The organism is Elusimicrobiota bacterium (assembly GCA_016182905.1).
Taxonomy (GTDB): domain Bacteria; phylum Elusimicrobiota; class Elusimicrobia; order UBA1565; family UBA9628; genus GWA2-66-18.
The window spans coordinates 18223-34488 of sequence record JACPFR010000041.1; the positions used below are offsets into that span (position 1 = coordinate 18223).

At 69.5% G+C, this 16266-nt stretch carries 11 protein-coding genes and 1 pseudogene; 5 read left to right on the plus strand and 7 right to left on the minus strand.

What is annotated here, in order from left to right:
• Nucleotides 1–3 precede the first annotated feature (3 nt).
• From HYV14_12910 to HYV14_12930, 5 genes are all read right to left on the minus strand, one after another.
• On the minus strand, nucleotides 4–1908 hold the full coding sequence (locus HYV14_12910; GenBank protein MBI2386889.1) for an OPT/YSL family transporter: 1905 nt from the start codon (nucleotides 1906–1908) through the stop codon (nucleotides 4–6).
• Nucleotides 1909–1976: 68 nt separating this feature from the next.
• The gene (locus tag HYV14_12915; GenBank protein MBI2386890.1) at nucleotides 1977–2570 is read right to left on the minus strand and encodes a hemerythrin domain-containing protein; all 594 of its coding nucleotides are present in this window, start codon (nucleotides 2568–2570) and stop codon (nucleotides 1977–1979) included.
• Between the two features lie 72 nt (nucleotides 2571–2642).
• Nucleotides 2643–3794 carry a PAS-domain containing protein gene (locus HYV14_12920; protein ID MBI2386891.1) on the minus strand — a complete coding sequence of 384 codons (1152 nt, stop codon included), beginning with the start codon at nucleotides 3792–3794 and terminating at the stop codon, nucleotides 2643–2645.
• Nucleotides 3795–3853: 59 nt separating this feature from the next.
• Complete coding sequence (locus HYV14_12925; protein ID MBI2386892.1) at nucleotides 3854–5584, minus strand: DUF885 domain-containing protein; 1731 nt, start codon at nucleotides 5582–5584, stop codon at nucleotides 3854–3856.
• Between the two features lie 32 nt (nucleotides 5585–5616).
• Entirely contained in the window at nucleotides 5617–6261 is a 645-nt protein-coding gene (locus tag HYV14_12930; protein MBI2386893.1) for an RNA-binding protein, read from the minus strand.
• Between the two features lie 116 nt (nucleotides 6262–6377).
• On the opposite strand from HYV14_12930, the gene HYV14_12935 reads away from it, so the two are divergent.
• On the plus strand, nucleotides 6378–6524 hold the full coding sequence (locus HYV14_12935) for a hypothetical protein (GenBank protein MBI2386894.1): 147 nt from the start codon (nucleotides 6378–6380) through the stop codon (nucleotides 6522–6524).
• Nucleotide 6525: 1 nt separating this feature from the next.
• Here the strand turns inward: HYV14_12935 and HYV14_12940 are convergent, their stop codons facing one another.
• Nucleotides 6526–9453 carry a DUF1669 domain-containing protein gene (locus tag HYV14_12940; GenBank protein ID MBI2386895.1) on the minus strand — a complete coding sequence of 976 codons (2928 nt, stop codon included), beginning with the start codon at nucleotides 9451–9453 and terminating at the stop codon, nucleotides 6526–6528.
• A 99-nt stretch (nucleotides 9454–9552) separates the two neighbouring features.
• Nucleotides 9553–10434, minus strand: a complete 882-nt coding sequence (locus HYV14_12945) for a peptidyl-prolyl cis-trans isomerase (protein ID MBI2386896.1) — start codon at nucleotides 10432–10434, stop codon at nucleotides 9553–9555.
• 55 nt (nucleotides 10435–10489) lie between these two features.
• Between HYV14_12945 and HYV14_12950 the strand changes: the two genes are divergently transcribed.
• The 4 genes and pseudogenes from HYV14_12950 (at nucleotide 10490) to HYV14_12965 (ending at nucleotide 16264) form a co-directional block, all read left to right on the plus strand.
• Nucleotides 10490–10825, plus strand: coding sequence for a DUF971 domain-containing protein (locus tag HYV14_12950; protein MBI2386897.1), 336 nt, complete (start codon nucleotides 10490–10492; stop codon nucleotides 10823–10825).
• Nucleotides 10825–12213, plus strand: a pseudogene (locus HYV14_12955) (tryptophanase). The gene HYV14_12950 and the pseudogene HYV14_12955 overlap by 1 nt, the downstream one beginning before the upstream one ends.
• Entirely contained in the window at nucleotides 12210–14270 is a 2061-nt protein-coding gene (locus HYV14_12960; GenBank protein MBI2386898.1) for a response regulator, read from the plus strand. The pseudogene HYV14_12955 and the gene HYV14_12960 overlap by 4 nt, the downstream one beginning before the upstream one ends.
• A complete protein-coding gene (locus HYV14_12965; protein ID MBI2386899.1) occupies nucleotides 14270–16264 on the plus strand; it encodes an FAD-binding protein in 1995 nt (664 codons plus the stop codon). The genes HYV14_12960 and HYV14_12965 overlap by 1 nt, the downstream gene beginning before the upstream one ends.
• The last annotated feature ends 2 nt before the right edge of the window (nucleotides 16265–16266 follow it).

Below are 16266 nucleotides of genomic sequence, written 5' to 3' on the forward strand. Positions count from 1 at the left end.
CGGCTAGTTCAGCATCCCCGTCGCCGCGAGCAGCGCGACGGCCACGCCGATCAGCGACTCGCCGGCGATGAGGCCGGAGCTGACGGTGATGATGTAGCGGTCCGCGAACGCGGGCTTCTTCTCCTCCAGGATCAGCGCGATCAGCGCGCCGAGGAACATGGACAGGGAGTTGAAGAAGGGGATGACCATGGACAGCCCCAGGCCCGTCGCCGAGGGGATGTACTTCTGGTATTTCGGGAGGCTCTTCTCGACGAGCGGGATGAGGATGCCGAGGATGCCGCCGATGATCATGCCGTTGCGGGCCGTGGGATGCAGGGCGTGGATGCCCGTGGCCAGGAGCTTGGCCACCGCCGCCCAGACCTGCGCGGACGGGGCGGGCCACTGGTTGGTGCCCAAGGACGCGGCCGTCGGCACGAGCAGATAGAAGGCCGGGATCACGACGAGGGTGCCCGCGAAGATGCCCAGGAACTGGGCGATGAACTGCTTGCGCGGGTTGGCGCCGAGCAGGTAGCCGCTCTTGAGGTCGGTGAGCAGGTCGGCCGACGCGCCGGCCGCGCCCGCCGTCGCGCTGGCGGTCATCAGGTTCGTCGCGATGTCGGCGGGAGCCAGGAAGCCGAACGCGAGCTGGGTGATCTTGCCCATGGCGCCGATCGGCGTGGTGTCCGACTCTCCGGTCACGCGGCAGGCCACGATGGAGAGGAAGAAGGTCATGAGGACCGCGACGCAGCCCATCCACCAGCGCGTCTCGAAGGCGAAGTAGAGCACGGCGACGACGCCCAGGCCCGACAACGCGGTGCCCAGCAGGAACCACGAGCTGGGGACCTCGATGGCCTCCATCGCGTCCTCGGTCGCGGTGTTCTTGCGCTTCGCGCCCTGGGCGGAGACGAGGGACGCCATGCCGCTGAAGGCGCGCACGATGGTCTTCCACTGGAGCAGGAACATGAACAGGCCCGAGGTGACCATCATCGAGGCGCCGGTCCACGTGGACCACGTCACGATGGCCCGGTAGCCGAGCTTGGTTCCGTCGATGGCGCCGAGGCTCACCATCCACGGGGCGAGCACGCCGTAGTTGATGCAGGCGCCGAGGAGCAAGGACCACGCGATCTTCCAGCCCATGATGGCGCCGGCGGCGAGCATGATGGTGCTCATCTCGAAGGAGATCGTGTACTTGGAGAGGGCGTAGCCGCCGATGGAGCCGGGGAAGTCCAGGCTGCCGGGGATGGCGAAGGGCTTGCCCGCGTCGCGCAGCCAGGCGACGACGCCGCCGACGACGCCGGCGAGGCCCAGCGAGCGCGCCTTCAGGGCCGCTTCCGCGCCCTTGGAGTGGAGGCTCTTCAGGGTCTCGGCGGCGGCGATGCCGCTGGGGAACTTGAGCTGCTCGACGTTGATCATCTGCCGCTTCATCGGGATGGCCATGAACACGCCGAGCGCCGACAGGAAAAGGGTCCAGAAGGCCAAGGTCGGCCAGGGCATGTGGTGCCCGGTGACCATCAGGTAGGCCGCGATCGCGCTCGTCATCGTGCCGCCGGTGGAGTAGCCGGCCGAGGAGGCGGTGGACTGCATGCAGTTGTTCTCGAGGATGGACATCTCCGTCGGGAACCAGCGCGGGAAGGCCGCCATCATCGTCTTGTGGATGGCGTAGGAGAGGATGCAGGCCGTGATGGCGACGCCCAGGCCCCAGCCGGTCTTGAGGCCGACGTACAGATTGGACAGGGCCATGAAGCCGCCGAGGAACGAGCCCATGACGACGGCGCGAAGGGTCAGCTGGGGCATGTCGTCGCCCTGGTAGACCTTCTTGTACCACCGCATCTCGAGCTGGGCCGGGGTCAGCTTCGACTTGAGGCCGGGATGGTCCTCGGGCAGGTCGAGGAATTCCTCGCCCATCACTTCCACTTTGGGTTCGTTCATGGAAGAAATCATACTACACGACGGCCCGGCGGGCGCTGTTTTTCGCGGGGGGCGTCAGCTGTCCGGGCTCAATGGCACATCCCGCCGGAGGGGCGAGCCAGCTCCGGCGCGGGATAAGCGGCCAGCAATCGATCGACGAGCGCGATATACCCGGCCCGGCGCTCGGGGCCCATGCGCTCGGCCTCGACGCGGTCGAACTGTTCCTTAAGAGCCGTCCAGCGCGCCTCGGGGAGGGCTTCCATCGCCATCGGGTAGAGGATGCCGTCCTCCTTGCCGATGTGCGCGGCGAGGAGGGCGGAATAGCCCGAGGCGGCGCGGGCGGCGTCCTTCAGCGCGGCCGTCTCGCCGGCGCGGACGCGTTCGAGCGCCTCGGACAGCAGCTTGACGTACGCGCGTCCTTGGGCGTGCTCCATGAGCATCACCGCGATGGGGCCGCCCTGGCGCGGGAACCCGGCTTCCTCCATCGCGGGGAACAAGAGGTCCTCCTCCTTCCCGTGGTGGGCGTGGTCGGCGAAGACCTTGATGAAGTCGAGCGCGGCGTCGAGGTCGGCCAGCGCCACGGTCTTGCTCTCGCCGAGGCGCAGGCACATCCCGTTGAGCGCGCGCAGCATGCGCAGGATGGTCTGGTGGTCGTCCATGAGTTCTTTGATCGCGGGCTTCATCGTTCGCCTCCTCCTCCGCAGAGCGGTAGGAAGAGTCTAGCAATTCCGGAAATGAATATCCGGTATTATCGGTCAGCGGGCGAGGAGGCCCGCGGGGAGGCGGAGCGTGAACGTGGAGCCGGCGCCGGGGACGCCGTCGGCGGTCAAAGTCCCGCCGTAGCGCAGGGCGACGCGGCGGCAGATCGCCAGGCCGATGCCGCTGCCCGAGTAGTCGCTGGAGGCGTGCAGGCGCAGGAACGGCTGGAAGATCTTCTCCGCGTACGCCGGGTCGAAGCCGATGCCGTCGTCGGCGACGGTGATCTCCAGGACGTCGCCGTCCCGCCGGCCGGCGATCCTCACGACGGGAGGCCGGTCGGGGCGCCGGAACTTGACGGCGTTGGAGACCAGGTTCAGCAGGAGGTTGTGCATCGGGATCGCGTGCGCGCGCACGACCGGCAGGGGCCCAGCCTCGATGCGGGCGCCGGAGGCGGCGATCTCGGCGGCCAGGTCGGACCTCACCTCGGCGAGGACGGCGTTCAGGTCGACGTCCTCGATGGGGAGGGCGTCTCGTCCGATCCGGGACAAGGTGAGCATGTCGGTCACGAGCTTCAGCGCGGCGGCGGCCGACCGCCTGATGCGCTCGACGTAGTCGAGGTCGCCGGCGTCGAGCTTGCTCTTCGCGCGAGCCTCCAGGAGGTCGCCGAAGCCGATGATCCGGCGCAGCGGCGCGCTGAGGTCGTGGGAGGCCGCGTAGGCGTACATCTCGAGCTCGGCGTTGGACTGGGCGAGCGCCTCGGTCTTCTCGCCGATCTCCTTGTCGTGGCGCACGCGGTCGGTGATGTCGTGGAAGTTCCAGATGCGCCCGTAGCGGCGCCCGTCCTCGCCGACCACCGGGCTCGAGTAGCGCTCGAAGACCCGCCCGTCGCGCAGCGCGAGCTCGTCGGAGCTCTTCTCGTCCGGATGCTGATACAGGTGCCGCACCCGCTCGACGAAGCCCTCCGGATCGACGAGCTTCGACAGCACGCTCGCGATCGCCTGCTCGTCGGAGCCGGTCGCCAGCACGGCCTCCGGGATGCCCCACATCTCCACGAACCTCTTGTTTCGCGAGACGATCATCCCCTTCGGATCGACGACGAGGATGCCGTCGGGAGAGCTTTCCAGCTGGGCCGCCAGCAGCGCGGCGTGATAGGACAGCTCGGAGGCGCCGGGGGAACGAGGGCGCGGCACTTTCTTGGGAGCGGCCACGCCGGTATTATATGAAAGTCCCCGGCGAAACAGGACCTTCGTGATCGGACCGGCCCCCGCTATCTCGAGGGGAACGTCTCAAGGACCGAGCCGCGGAGCACGGGCAGGGGAAGAGGGCCGTGCCGCAGGACGGCGTCGTGGAAGGCCTTGATGTCGAAGCGGCGGCCGGTGCGCGCCTTGACCTCGTCGCGCAGGGCCGCGATCTCCAGCTGACCGACCTTGTAGGCGAGCGCCTGTCCGGGCCAGACGGTGTAGCGGTCCACCTCGGCCTCGATCTCCTCCCGCGACATCGGGGTGTTGGAGCGCATGAACTCGACCGCCTTTTCCCGCGTCCAGCCTTTCGCGTGGATCCCGGTGTCGACGACGAGGCGCGCGGCGCGCAGGGCCTGGTCGGAGAGCATGCCGAGCCGCGAGAGGTCGTCCCCGTACAGGCCCATCTCGTCGCCGAGGCGCTCGGCGTACAGCGCCCAGCCCTCGACGTACGCGGTGAAGCCGGCGCTGCGGCGGAACTGCGGCAGCTCCCTGTTCTCGAGCGCGAGCGCGATCTGCAGGTGATGCCCCGGCACGCCCTCATGGACGGCGAGCGAGGTCATCGAGAAGCGCGGGCGCGACTCCGGCTTGTACGTGTTGATGTAGTACGCGCCGGGCCGGGAGAGATCGGTCGGGGGCTGGAAGTAGCGGGCCGCCGCCTCGTTCTTCTCCTGGAACGCCTCGACGGGCTTCACGACGAGGGCGGTCCGCGGCAAGGTCCCGAACCATTCCGGAAGCCTCGCCGTCGCCCTGCCGACGAGGAGCTCCGCGTCCTTGAGCACCTCCTCGCGCGTCTTGAAGAAGTTGGCGGGATCCGCCCGCACGGTCTCGAGATAGCTCTCCAGGTCCCCCGCGTGGCCGGCGCGCCGGGCGATCTGCGTCATCTCGCCGCGGAGGACCTCGAGCTCGGCGAGGCCGATCCTGTGAAGCTCGTCGGCGGACTTGTCCGCGGTGGTGTGGGAGCGGATCTTATGCCGGTACATCGCGCGCCCGCCCGGCACGGCGGACAGGCCGATGTCCCCGCCGGTCCGCGTCTTCTCGAGATAGCCGTCCTTGAGGAAATCCGCCAGCTCCTTGACGGCGGGCAGCACCTCGTCCGAGACGATCTTCAGCAGGCGGGGCTTCCACTCCGAAAGCAGGGGCTCCGGCAGGCGCTCGCACGCCTCCGCGTAGGGCGACTCGTCGACGGGGGCAGCGAGCATCTCTTCGAGCTGGCGGATCAGCTTCTCGGTCGGGACGCGCGCGGCGACGCGGCCGGTCTTCAGGCCCGAGGCGACGTTCTCGCGGTGGCGCTTGAGGTAGAGCGGCACCGCCTTCAGGCGCCTCTCGAGCGCGGCGGCGTCCGCGGCGTCCCTCATCGGCTGGGCGGTCTGGATGACGGTCGGGATCCACGACTGGCCGCCGTCCATGTGGTCGACCTCGAACTCCGGGAACGGGAACGAGAGGCCGTCGAGCTCGTCGTCGAGCATGGCCTTCATCACTTCCACCGACAGGCGCTCCTCGGGCGTCAAGGCCTTGAGGTTGAGCGCGCGCGCCCGCTTGAGCAGGGCCTCGTCGGCCGTCCTGCGTTCGGCGCGGCCGGCGGGGCTGTTGTCGTCGAGCCGGTCGTCGTGCCCGCGCTCGCCGTAGAACGTGGCGAGCAGGGGGGAGAGGCGCATCTGGGCCGCCCAGTAGTCGGCGAAGAGCCGGGAGGAGGCCTCGTCGGCGCGGACGGGAGCGGCGATCAGCAGCGCGGCCAGCAGCAGAGGGAATCTGGCCATGGGTCCGGGATTATCGCGCATGAGCGGGTTCGCTAGTCCTTTTTAGGAACCCACTTCGGGCCCCGCACGGGCGGCTTGCGCTCGAACGGCTTCTTGGCGGCGTCGAAGGGCTTCTTCTCCCAAGGCTTCTTCGCGGCGTCGAAGGGCTTCCTCTCCCAAGGCTTCTTCGCGGCGTCGAAGGGCTTCTTCTCCCAAGGCTTCTTCGCCGCGTCGAAAGGCTTCTTGACCCAGGGCTTCTTCGCGAACGGGGCGGCGGGGGCGGCGGGCGCTGCGGGAGGCGGCGCGGAGTCGCGGCGGTCCGAGGCGGCGGGCTGGCCGCGGCGGTCCTTGCCGGAGCGGCGTTCGACGAAGCCGGGCCGATTCGCCTTCGGCGGATCGCCGGCGGGCGCGGCGAAGCTGGGCTTGGGCGCGTAGCCCGCGGGACGGTCCTTCTGGGGGCGGCCCTCGACGACGAAGATCTTCCGGTCGCCGACGAACGCGCCGTTGAGCTTCTCGACGGCGGCCTTAGCCTCGGCGTCGGTGGACATCTCGACGAACCCGAACCCCTTGGGGCGTCCGGTCTCGCGGTCGAGGATCACCTTGGCGCTCAGGACGGTGCCGCACGCGGAGAAGAGCTTGGCCAGGTCTTCCTTCGTGGTCTTATAAGGGAAGCCGCCGACATAGATGTTGTTAGCCATGAAGGTCATTGTACGATTCTTGACGGCCTCGCAGGAGGTCACGAGGGCCAAATAATAGGTTTACGCTCCCGTTCGGGCGTCCGGGGTTATACTCAAAGGGTTCAGGAGGTGCCTTTATGGCCACCGAAAGGAAGGCGAAGAAGGGTCTGCGGCGGGCGCACCCCGACCGCCCCGGACACGTCGGCGAGGTCCGCATCCTGGAGTCCTCCCGGACGCGAGGCCTGAACATCCGCGTCCACCGTCCCTCGAAGCGCGCGCGCTGAGCTACGCGTCGGGCGTGGAGGCGGGGACCGCGAACTTCGGCTCGCGCCTCGGCGCGCGCGGCTTCATGCCCCGCTCGAACATCTGCAGGAAGGCGGCCGCGTAGCGCGCGATCTCGTCGGCGTCGTTGAAGAAGTTCGCGTTCTCGAAGCTCAGGGTCTCGGCGCGCGACGAGAAGTTGAAGGAGCCGCTCTCGAGCATCTTCCCGTCGAAGATGGCGAACTTGTTGTGCATCTTCTGGTAGCGCGGGTCGCGCGTCCGGTCGGGTCCGGCGATCAGACGCAGATCGAAGCCGTGCCAGGCGAACCACTCGTCGAGCTTCGAGGTCCCGGTCTGGCTCTTGTCCATGACGATCCGGACGTCGACGCCCCGCTCCTTGGCGCGCAGCAGCGCCTCGGCGATCGGCTGGGAGAAGAAGCTGAACATCGCGACCTGTATCGTGGCTTTCGAGGCCTCGATCGCCCGGATCAAGGCCTGCTCGATGCCCGCGTTGGGCGAGAACATGTGGACCGGGAAGCGCTGGCGGCCGAGCTTGATCGGCTTGTCGGTCTCCATCGGGGGATCGGGCGGCAGGGGCTTGCTCCTGCCGGCCATCTCGGGCTCGGCGTCGTCGGCCTCGGGCAGGGCGGCGTCGGTCCGGTTGACCACCTCGTCGAGCTTGTCCATGTCGACGTCCTCGGCGAGGGCGCGCATGTAGTCGAAATACCTGACGTAGCCCGAGACGCGGGCCTTCTCGATGGAGAAGAAGACGTTCTCGTAATGGTCCTCCTCCGACTGACGGGTGTAGTTGAAGGAGCCCATCGAGACGAGGCCGTCGTCGGCGATGATGAACTTGTTGTGCATGATGCCGCCGAGGCGGCCCTTGAGGAGGAGCACGTCGAAGCCTTCCTTGATGAGGTCGACGATCATCTGCTTCGGCTTGCGCGGGGTGACGCCGTCGTCCTCGTAGCCGGTCGTGTACACGTGGCTGCGGTCGAGCACGACCTCGATCTTGACCCCGCGCTTCTTCGCCCGGTGGAGCGCGTCCCAGACGCTCTCCATGTTGAACTCGTACATCGCGATGCGCAGCGTCTTGGCGGCGGCGTCGATCTGCTTGACGAGCTCGGCCTCGATCGGCTCATGAGGGCGGATGGCGCTCGCGGGAAAGTCCACGCCGTTGAAGGCGACCCGGCGGGCCGGGGGCAGCGGATCGTGGCCGGGCTCGGGCGCCGGGGGCGGCCCGCGCGGCTCGAGGGCGTTCTCGCGCATCTGCGCGTCGGTCGGGACCTCGCCCTCGGGGTAGGCCGGGGCCGTCTCCGCGATGTCGAACATGTGCTGGAACGTCTTCGCGAAGGCCGCGACGTCGGTCTTGTCGTCGATGAAGTTCGCGTTCTCGAAGTTGGCGATGCCCGCGTTCTTGCTCGCGTTGCCCGAGCCGGTCTCCACGAGTTCGCCGTCGAAGATGAAGTACTTGTTGTGCATCTTCTCGGCGAGCGGGTAGTCGCTCTCCTCGCCGTTCGGGCCGCCGAGGATGCGGACCTGGATGCCGCGGCGCTGCAGCCAGCCCAGGAAGAGCTGGACGTGCTCGTGCTGGGTCTGGCTCTTGTCGGCGACGAGGCGGACCTTCACGCCGCGCTTGACGGCGCGCTCCAGGGCGTCGATGATCTTGCGGGAGGTGATGACGAAGGCCGCGGCGTCGACGGCGGTCTTGGAGGCGTCGATCGCGGCGGCGATCGAGTCCTCGAACAGCTCGCCGGGGTTGAAGATCCAGGCCGGCAGTCTGGTCCCGTTGAAGACGATCCGCTTCTGCGCGTCGGAGGGAGGCGCGGGGATGTCGAGCGTCCACTGCTTCGTCGCCGACTCGGCGACGCTGACGCTGAGCGCCCGCAGATGCGCCCAGGCGTCCTGGTAGGCCTTGACGCGGTCGGCGTCGGCGGAGAAGAGGACGTTCTCGTAGTGGTTCTTCTCCGAGGTGTAGGTCCAGTTGTAAGAGCCGAACTCGGCCATCTTGCCGTCGAACACGGCGAACTTGTGGTGGTTGATGCCGTACTTGGTCGGGCTGCCGATCACGGTGACGTCGACCTGGTTGCGGATCAGTGCCCAGATCTGCTCGCTGCGGTAGCGCTTGTAGTCGGCGTCGGGCTCGTTGCGCGGGTTGACGCTGGTGTCGCACAGGATCACCTCGACCTTGACGCCGCGCTTCTTGGCGGCGAGCAGGGCCTTGAGGATCCCGCGCGAGGTGAACTCGTACAGCGCGATCTGGATGGAGTCCTTCGCGGTCTCGATGGCCCGGACGATGTGAGACTCGACGGGCTCGTTCGGCCGGAAGGCGACCGAGGGGAAGTTCTCCCCGTTGAACGCGACCGGGCGGGGGGTCGTCGGGCCGCCGCCGTCGTCGCCGGGCTGGGCGGGCGGGGGCGTCTTGACCTTGGCGAGCGGGTGGAACGCGCCCTCGGTGAAGGCGGCCAGGGAAGCGGGGACGTAGGACTCGACGCCGAGCTTGGCCTCGAAGGAGCGCGCGGCGTGCTCGCGGCCGCCGGCGAGGTCGCGAGCGTCGGGGGCCGGGGTCTCGAGCTCGGTCTTCAGGCCCTCGAGGGCGGTCTTCGGCGCCTGCTGCTCGCCGGGGCGGGCGGGCTTGCTCGGCTTGGCCGCGGCGGGCAGGACCGGCCGGGCGGCGAGCGCGGACGCAACGGCGGCGGCCGGCAGCGCGGGGATCGCGGCCGCCGGCGCGGCGAGGGACGGCGCGAGAGCCGGGGCCGTCAGAGCGGAGCCGGAAAGTCCGGGGGCGACCGGGGTCGGACCCGGGACGAACGATCCCGCCGTGCCGAACGAGCCGGAGACCGGCGCGATCGGGGCGCTGAGGCTGACCCGGACGGGTGCCGCGACTTGGGCGAAGACCGGCCCGGGTCCGGCGACGATGAGGGCGAGCGCGAGCCGCCACATTCGACGCATTGACGCCAGTATAGCCTGCGTCCCCCCGGCCGGCTCAGGGGTATAGGGCCCAAGGACCGCGAGGCAAAGGGCCCGGAAAGCCGGGTCCGGAGGACCTAACTACTTGCCTTTGGGCCGGCCGGGCGTCTTGATGTCGGCCTTGCGGCGCAGCTCGAGGAGGTACGGCTGGGAGGCGTCCTTGAGCTTCTCGGCGAGGAGCATCTCGCGGAGGTCTTCCTTGACCTCGTCGAACGACGCGGCCTGGGCGGCGCGCTTGGCGACGACCTGGAGGATGTGCTGGCCGCGGGGGCCGGGAACGATCTTCAGCTCGCCGGCGTCGAGGGAGAAGGCGACCTCGTCGATCTCGGGAGGCAGCATCCCGCGCGAGACGAAGCCGTAGTCGCCTCCGGCGGCCTTGCCGCTGGCGGCCAGCGACTTCTCGCGGGCCAGGGCCTGAAAGTCCGCGCCGCCCTTGATCTTGGCGGCGAGCTCGTTCGCGTCGGCCTCGTTCTTCGCCAGGATGTGGCGCAGGTGCACGGCCTCGGGCTTGCCGAGCTTGTCCTTGTTGGCGTCGAAGGCCTTCTTCAGCTCGTCGTCGCCGACCTTGATGCCTTTGGCGTCCATGACGAGGCGCTCCCGCACGAGCTCCTCGGCGAGGTCCTCCCGGACCTTGGCGACCGTCGTCCCGGCCTGCTCGAGCTGGCTGACGAGGAGCTCGCGGCTGCCGAACTGGGCCTGGAGCCGGGCGAAGCGGCGGTCCACCTCGGCGGGGGCGGCCGTGATCTTCTTGGAGGCCGCGGCCTGGCGCATGAGCAGCTCGTCGATCATCTCCTCGAGCGTCTGGGAGCCGTAGCGCTTCCAGAGGCGCTCCAGCACCTCGGACTGCCGGATGGCCGTGCCGTTGACGCGCACGACGTCGAAGTCGCCGGGGACGGCCGCGGCGTGGGCGGCGGGAACGAGGGCGGCAATCAGCGCGGCGGCGGCGATGGCGTTGCGGTACATGGGCTCTCCTTTAATAGTGCGGAGATGATATAATAAAATTCTGAAGAACCCTGTCATGCTGAATTTCACTCCCCGCTCCATCGAGAAAGTCGAGGACGCCCGCCTGCGCATCGTCTGGGACGACGGCCACCAGACCGAGCTGCCCTTCCATCTTCTGCGCCGCCATTGTCCCTGCGCCATGTGCAAGGACGAGTGGACGGGGGAATCCCTGCTCGATCCCGCGACCGTGCCCGAAACCCTCGGCGCCACGCGCGCCGACGTCGTCGGAAACTACGCGCTGAGCTTCGCGTTCAGCGACGGCCACGGCACGGGCATCTACACCTTCGAGATGCTGCGCAAGCTCTGCCGCTGCAAGGACTGCGAGTATCACCCGGGCTCGGAGACCAACTGATGGACGAGGGCTGGAAGACGATCATCGAGCCGTTCAAGATCAAGAGCGTCGAGCCGCTCGGCTTCACGACGCGCGCGCAGCGCGAGAAGGCCCTGCGCGACGCGGACTAAAACCTGTTCTCCATCCCCGCCGACAAGGTCCTCATCGACCTGCTGACCGACTCCGGCACCTCGGCGATGTCCGCCGAGCAGTGGTCGGCGATCATGCGCGGCGACGAGTCGTACGCCGGCGCGCGCAGCTTCTACGAGCTGGAGCGGACGGTGCGCGACCTGACCGGCCTGCGCTTCGTGATGCCCGTCCACCAGGGGCGCGCGGCCGAGCGGGTCCTGTTCTCCGTCGCGGGCGGCAAGGGCAAGGTCGTCCTTTCGAACTCCCACTTCGACACGACGCGCGCCAACGTCGAGGCGTCCGGCGCCGAGGCGATCGACCTGCCGGTCCCCGAGGCGCTCGACTTCGCGTCGCCCGGCGACTTCAAGGGCGACATCGACCTGCGCGCGCTCGAGGCGAAGCTCAAGGAGCTCGGCCGCGAGCGGGTCACGATGATCGTGATGACGCTGACGAACAACTCCCTCGGCGGCCAGCCCGTCTCGATGGCGAACCTGCGCGCGGCCGCCGAGATCGCCCGGCACTACAAGGTCCCGCTCTTCCTCGACATCGCGCGCTTCGCCGAGAACGCCTGGTTCATCAAGCGCCGCGAGTCCGGGTACGCCACGCGGCCGGTGCGCGAGATCGTCCGGGAGATGTTCTCCTACGCCGACGGCTGCTGGATGAGCGCGAAGAAGGACGCCTTCGTCAACATCGGCGGCTTCCTCGCGCTCAACGACGAGAAGTGGATGAACGAGGCGCGCGAGACGCTCATCCTCGGCGAGGGCTTCACCACCTACGGCGGCCTGGCGGGCCGGGACCTGGAAGCGATGGCCGTCGGCCTGCGCGAGGTCCTCGACGAGCACTATCTCGAGTACCGCATCCGCTCGATCGAATACCTCGGAGACGGCCTGCGCAAGGCGGGCGTTCCGATCGTGGAGCCGCCCGGCGGCCACGCCGTCTACCTCGACGCCCGGCGCCTGCTGCCGCACATCCCGGCCTCCGGCTATCCGGCCCAGGCCCTGGCCTGCGAGCTGTATCTGACGGCGGGCGTGCGCTCGGTCGAGATCGGGTCCCTGATGTTCGGCCGCCGCGAGGACGGGAAGTTCCTGCCCGCGCGCATGGAGCTCGTGCGCCTGGCGATCCCGCGCCGCGTGTACACGCAGAGCCACGTGGACTTCCTGATCGAGGTCGTCTCCGACGTCGCCCGGCGCGCGAAGTCGATCCGGCCGCTGCGGCTGGTGTCGGCGTCGCCGCGCCTGGCCCATTTCACCGCGAAGCTGGCACCCGAGGTCCTGGCGTGAACCCGAAGGGCCGCGTCCTGCTCGTCGGCGCCGATACCGCGCTCGTCAACGAGATGGCGCCGTCCATGGTCGGCCGGGAGTTCGAGCTGGTCGCCTCGCCCGACGCCCGCGCCGCCGCGCTGCGCCTGGCCACCGAGGCCTTCTCCGCCGTCGTGATCGACGCGACCCGCGTGCCGCCGGCGGACCGCGACTCGCTCTCCCACCTGCAGAAGGACAAGGGCGGCTTCGCGTTGTTCGTCCTGGAGCCCGCGACCTTGCTCTCGCCCGCGCAGGCGGCGCCGCTGCGCCGGCTGATGTGGCCGTCGCCGAAGGGCTTCCTCGACCAGGTGCGCGCCGTCGAAGTCCCCGTCGTCTTCCTCGTCGAGCAGAGCCTGTACATCGCCCAGGCGGTCCAGAACGCCCTGCGGCAGTCCGGCATCGTCTTCATCCAGATGGAGACCCCGGTCGGGCTCGTCGAGATGCTGGCCGATCAGAACCGCCTCGCCGAGGAGCAGCGCGCCTCGGCGCAGAAGGCGACCGGCTTCTGGGAGCGGCTCGCCGGCAAGGCCGAGGAGGCCGAGGCGCCGCAGGCGATGCTCGGCAAGGTGGCGGTCGTGCGCTTCAGCCGGGCCTGGGCCGACGCCGCGGCCCTCGACGCCAAGCTGCGCCAGACGATCCCCGGCGCCGTCGCCTACCAGGTGACGACCGTCGATCCCATCCGCGCCGCGACGGCGTCCGTCAAGGGCGGCGTTCCCACGGTCCTGCCGCGCGAGGCGGCCGTTCGCGTCGCCGAGATCCTGACCGACGGGCTCGAGGCGGTGCGCTCCGGCCCTCGCGAGGTCGAGCGCATCCTCCTCATCGACAACGAGCTGACCACGCTGGCGCGCCTCTCCGAGGCCCTGCTCGCGCGCGGCTACGAGGTCGCGACGACGACCGACGGCGAAGAGGGCATGCGGCTCATGGAGAAGAAGCCCTTCGCGCTCGCGGCCGTCGGCGGCAGCGCCCTGGAGGCGACGAAGCTCGCCGGGGCTAAGCTGGCCCTGGCGATGCGCGAGAAGGACAAGGACCTGCGCATCGTCCTCATGATCGACCAGTTCCCGGCCCAGGACGCGCTCAAGGGCGTCAGCCGCGCCGTCGAGCTCGGCCTCGACGACGCCATCCTCAAGCCCATCGACGTCACGCGCCTGATGCTCTCCATCGAGCGCGCGCTCGAGCGCCGCTTCCTGCTCCTCGAGAACCTCCGCCTGCGCAAGGCCGCCGAGGTCGCCGCGCAGAAGCTCGCCGAGGTCAACGGCTTCCAGACCAAGTTCTTCGCGACCGTCGCGCACGACGTCAAGAACCCGCTGACCGCCATCCTCGGCTACTCCGAGGTGCTCGGCATGCGGCTGAAGGACAAGCCCGACGACCTCAAGTGCGCCTCGCACATCCATAACGCGGCGAAGACCTTGAACCTGCTCGTCTCCGACCTCGTGGACCTGGCCGCCATCGAGTCCGGCAAGCTTCGCGTCGAGATCGGGGCCATGGACCTCGCCGCCGTCATCAACGAGGTCAAGTCGCGGGTGGACGTCGTCGCCTCGCGCAAGCAGATCCAGTTCGGGACGGCCCTCCCCGCCGCGATCCCTCCGCTGCAGGGCGACCCCAACCGCATCGGCCAGGTCATCCAGAACCTGAGCACGAACGCGATCCAGTACACGAAAGAAGGCGGCAAGGTCGTCATCGAGGTCCGGGTCGAGCCCGAGTGGGTCATCGTCGGCGTGCGCGACACCGGCATCGGCATCTCCAAAGAGGACCTTCCGCGCGTCTGGGAGCGCTTCTTCCAGACGAAGGAGGCGCAGACGATGCGCAAGGCCGGCTTCGGCCTGGGCCTGAAGATCTCGCGCGAGATCGTGCAGATGCACGGCGGCGACATGGGCATCGAGTCCGAGCTCGGCGTCGGCTCCTTCTTCTTCTTCAAGCTGCCGATCCCCAAGACGCAGCCGGCGACGGCCGCCGCGCCGCCCGCGCCTCCGGCGCCGCCGGGCCCGGCCATGATCCGCATGGCCACGCAGCCCCCGCCGACGAACCCGCCGGGGGCCTGATGGGCCTTGCCGAGCTCCAGGCGCAGGTGGCGCCCGGCTCGCTCCGCTGCGAGCCCGCCGAGCTCGCGGTCTATTCCTACGACGGCGCGCTCGCCCGGGCCCGGCCGGACGCGGTCCTCATCGCGAGCAGCGCGGCGGACGTCCGCCGCGCGGTGGCCTGGTGCGCGGAGAACAAGGTCCCTTTCATCGCGCGCGGCGCCGGCACGAACCTCTCCGGCGGCTGCATCCCGGCCAAGGGCGGCCTCGTGATCTCGCTGGCGCGGCTCAACCGCATCCTGTCGCTCGACGCCGCCCGGCGCGTCGCCTGCGTCGAGCCCGGCGTCGTCAACCTCGACCTCCAGAAGGAAGCGGAGAAGGTCGGGCTGTTCTACGCTCCCGACCCGGCGAGCTTCCGGGTCTCCACGCTCGGCGGCAACGCCGCCGAGAACGCGGGGGGGCCGCGCTGCCTGAAGTACGGCGTGACGACGAACCACGTGCTCGCCGTCGAGGCGGTGATGCCGAACGGGGAGATCGCGCGTTTCTCCTTGGATGACGACGGCCCCGAGCTGCTGAGCCTGCTCATCGGCGCCGAGGGCACGCTCGGCGTGCTCGTCAAGCTTTGGCTCAAGCTGACGCCGCTGCCGGAGGACACGCGCACCGTCCTCGCGGGCTTCCCGTCCATCGACGCGGCGGTCGCCTGCGTGTCGGCGATCATCGCGGCCGGCGTCCTGCCGCGCGCCCTCGAGGCGATGGACCGGCCGACCGTCGAGTCGGTCGAGGTCGGACGCTCGCTCGGCTATCCGAAGGATCCCGCGATCCTGCTCATCGAGCTGGACGGCCCCGCCGCCGTCTGCGCGCGCGAGGCGGCCGAGGTCGAGCGCCTGTGCGCCCAGTCCGGCGCGACCACCGTGCGCGCCGCGACCGACCCCGTCGAGCGCGAACGCCTGTGGGAGGGCCGGCGCGGGGCCTACGCGGCGCTCGCCCGCCTGGCGCCGAACGTGCTCGTCGAGGACGGGGTCGTGCCGCGCGACAAGCTGCCCGACATCGTCCGGCGCATCCAGGAGATCGCGGCCGAGCACAAGGTGAAGGCCTACCTGCTGTTCCACGCGGGGGACGGCAACATCCACCCGAACATCGCCTACGACGAGCGGGACGCGGAGGAGACCGCGCGGGTCAAGGCCGCGGGCCATGAGATGCTCCAGGCCTGCGTGGAGCTCGGGGGCTCGCTGTCGGGGGAGCACGGGATAGGGCTGGACAAGCGCGACGCCATGGCGTGGCTCTTCTCTAATGAAACATTGAAACTCTTTCATCGGGTGAAGGACGCGGTCGACCCCGAGCATCTGGCGAATCCCGACAAGATCTTTCCGGCCGCCGGAAAGGCGGCGGGCGGAAAGTCCTTCATTCGTCCGCTCTCCGGCGCCCTGTCGGAGTACGCGAAGCTGCTCGTCGACAAGGTCCGGACGGCGCCGGCCGGCGCCTCGTTCCGCGTCCGCGGCGCGTCCACGCGCTGGAAGGACGAGACCCCCGAGGGCGCCGTCGAGCTGCTGACCACGGGCCTCGGCCGCATCGCCGACCTCGACAAGCGCAACTACACGCTCACCGTCGAGACCGGCGTCTCGGTCCACGCCCTGCAGCGCGAGCTGGAAAGCCAGGGCGTCTTCGTGCGCCTGCCCAAGTCCGGAGGCACGGTCGGCGGGCTGCTCGCGACGCGTCCCTGGGCCGGCCTGCGCGAGGACATCCTGGGCATGCGCGTGCTCCTCTCGAACGGCGAGGTCGTCGAGCTGGGGGGCAAGGTCGTCAAGAACGTGGCGGGCTACGACCTGGCCCGCCTGCTGCTCGGCTCGTGGGGGACCTTCGGCGTCATCCTCGAGGCGACCATGAAGCTCCACGCCCGCCCCGTCGAGGCTCCTGCGTCCCCGCCGCCCGCTTCGCCGCCCAAGCTCTCGCGCTGGGCCTTGCGGGTCCGCAAGGCGTTCGACGCGGACGGCCGCCTGAACCCGGGGCTGGCGGGCTGACT

Excerpts from the sequence above, each read along its gene's own strand:
- HYV14_12965 (MBI2386899.1), top strand. The coding sequence starts at position 14,270 with ATGGGCCTTGCCGAGCTCCAGGCGCAGGTGGCGCCCGGCTCGCTCCGC.
- HYV14_12940 (MBI2386895.1), bottom strand. The coding sequence starts at position 9,453 with ATGCGTCGAATGTGGCGGCTCGCGCTCGCCCTCATCGTCGCCGGACCC.
- HYV14_12935 (MBI2386894.1), top strand. The coding sequence starts at position 6,378 with ATGGCCACCGAAAGGAAGGCGAAGAAGGGTCTGCGGCGGGCGCACCCC.
- HYV14_12950 (MBI2386897.1), top strand. The coding sequence starts at position 10,490 with ATGCTGAATTTCACTCCCCGCTCCATCGAGAAAGTCGAGGACGCCCGC.
- HYV14_12925 (MBI2386892.1), bottom strand. The coding sequence starts at position 5,584 with ATGGCCAGATTCCCTCTGCTGCTGGCCGCGCTGCTGATCGCCGCTCCC.
- HYV14_12910 (MBI2386889.1), bottom strand. The coding sequence starts at position 1,908 with ATGAACGAACCCAAAGTGGAAGTGATGGGCGAGGAATTCCTCGACCTG.
- HYV14_12915 (MBI2386890.1), bottom strand. The coding sequence starts at position 2,570 with ATGAAGCCCGCGATCAAAGAACTCATGGACGACCACCAGACCATCCTG.
- HYV14_12945 (MBI2386896.1), bottom strand. The coding sequence starts at position 10,434 with ATGTACCGCAACGCCATCGCCGCCGCCGCGCTGATTGCCGCCCTCGTT.
- HYV14_12930 (MBI2386893.1), bottom strand. The coding sequence starts at position 6,261 with ATGGCTAACAACATCTATGTCGGCGGCTTCCCTTATAAGACCACGAAG.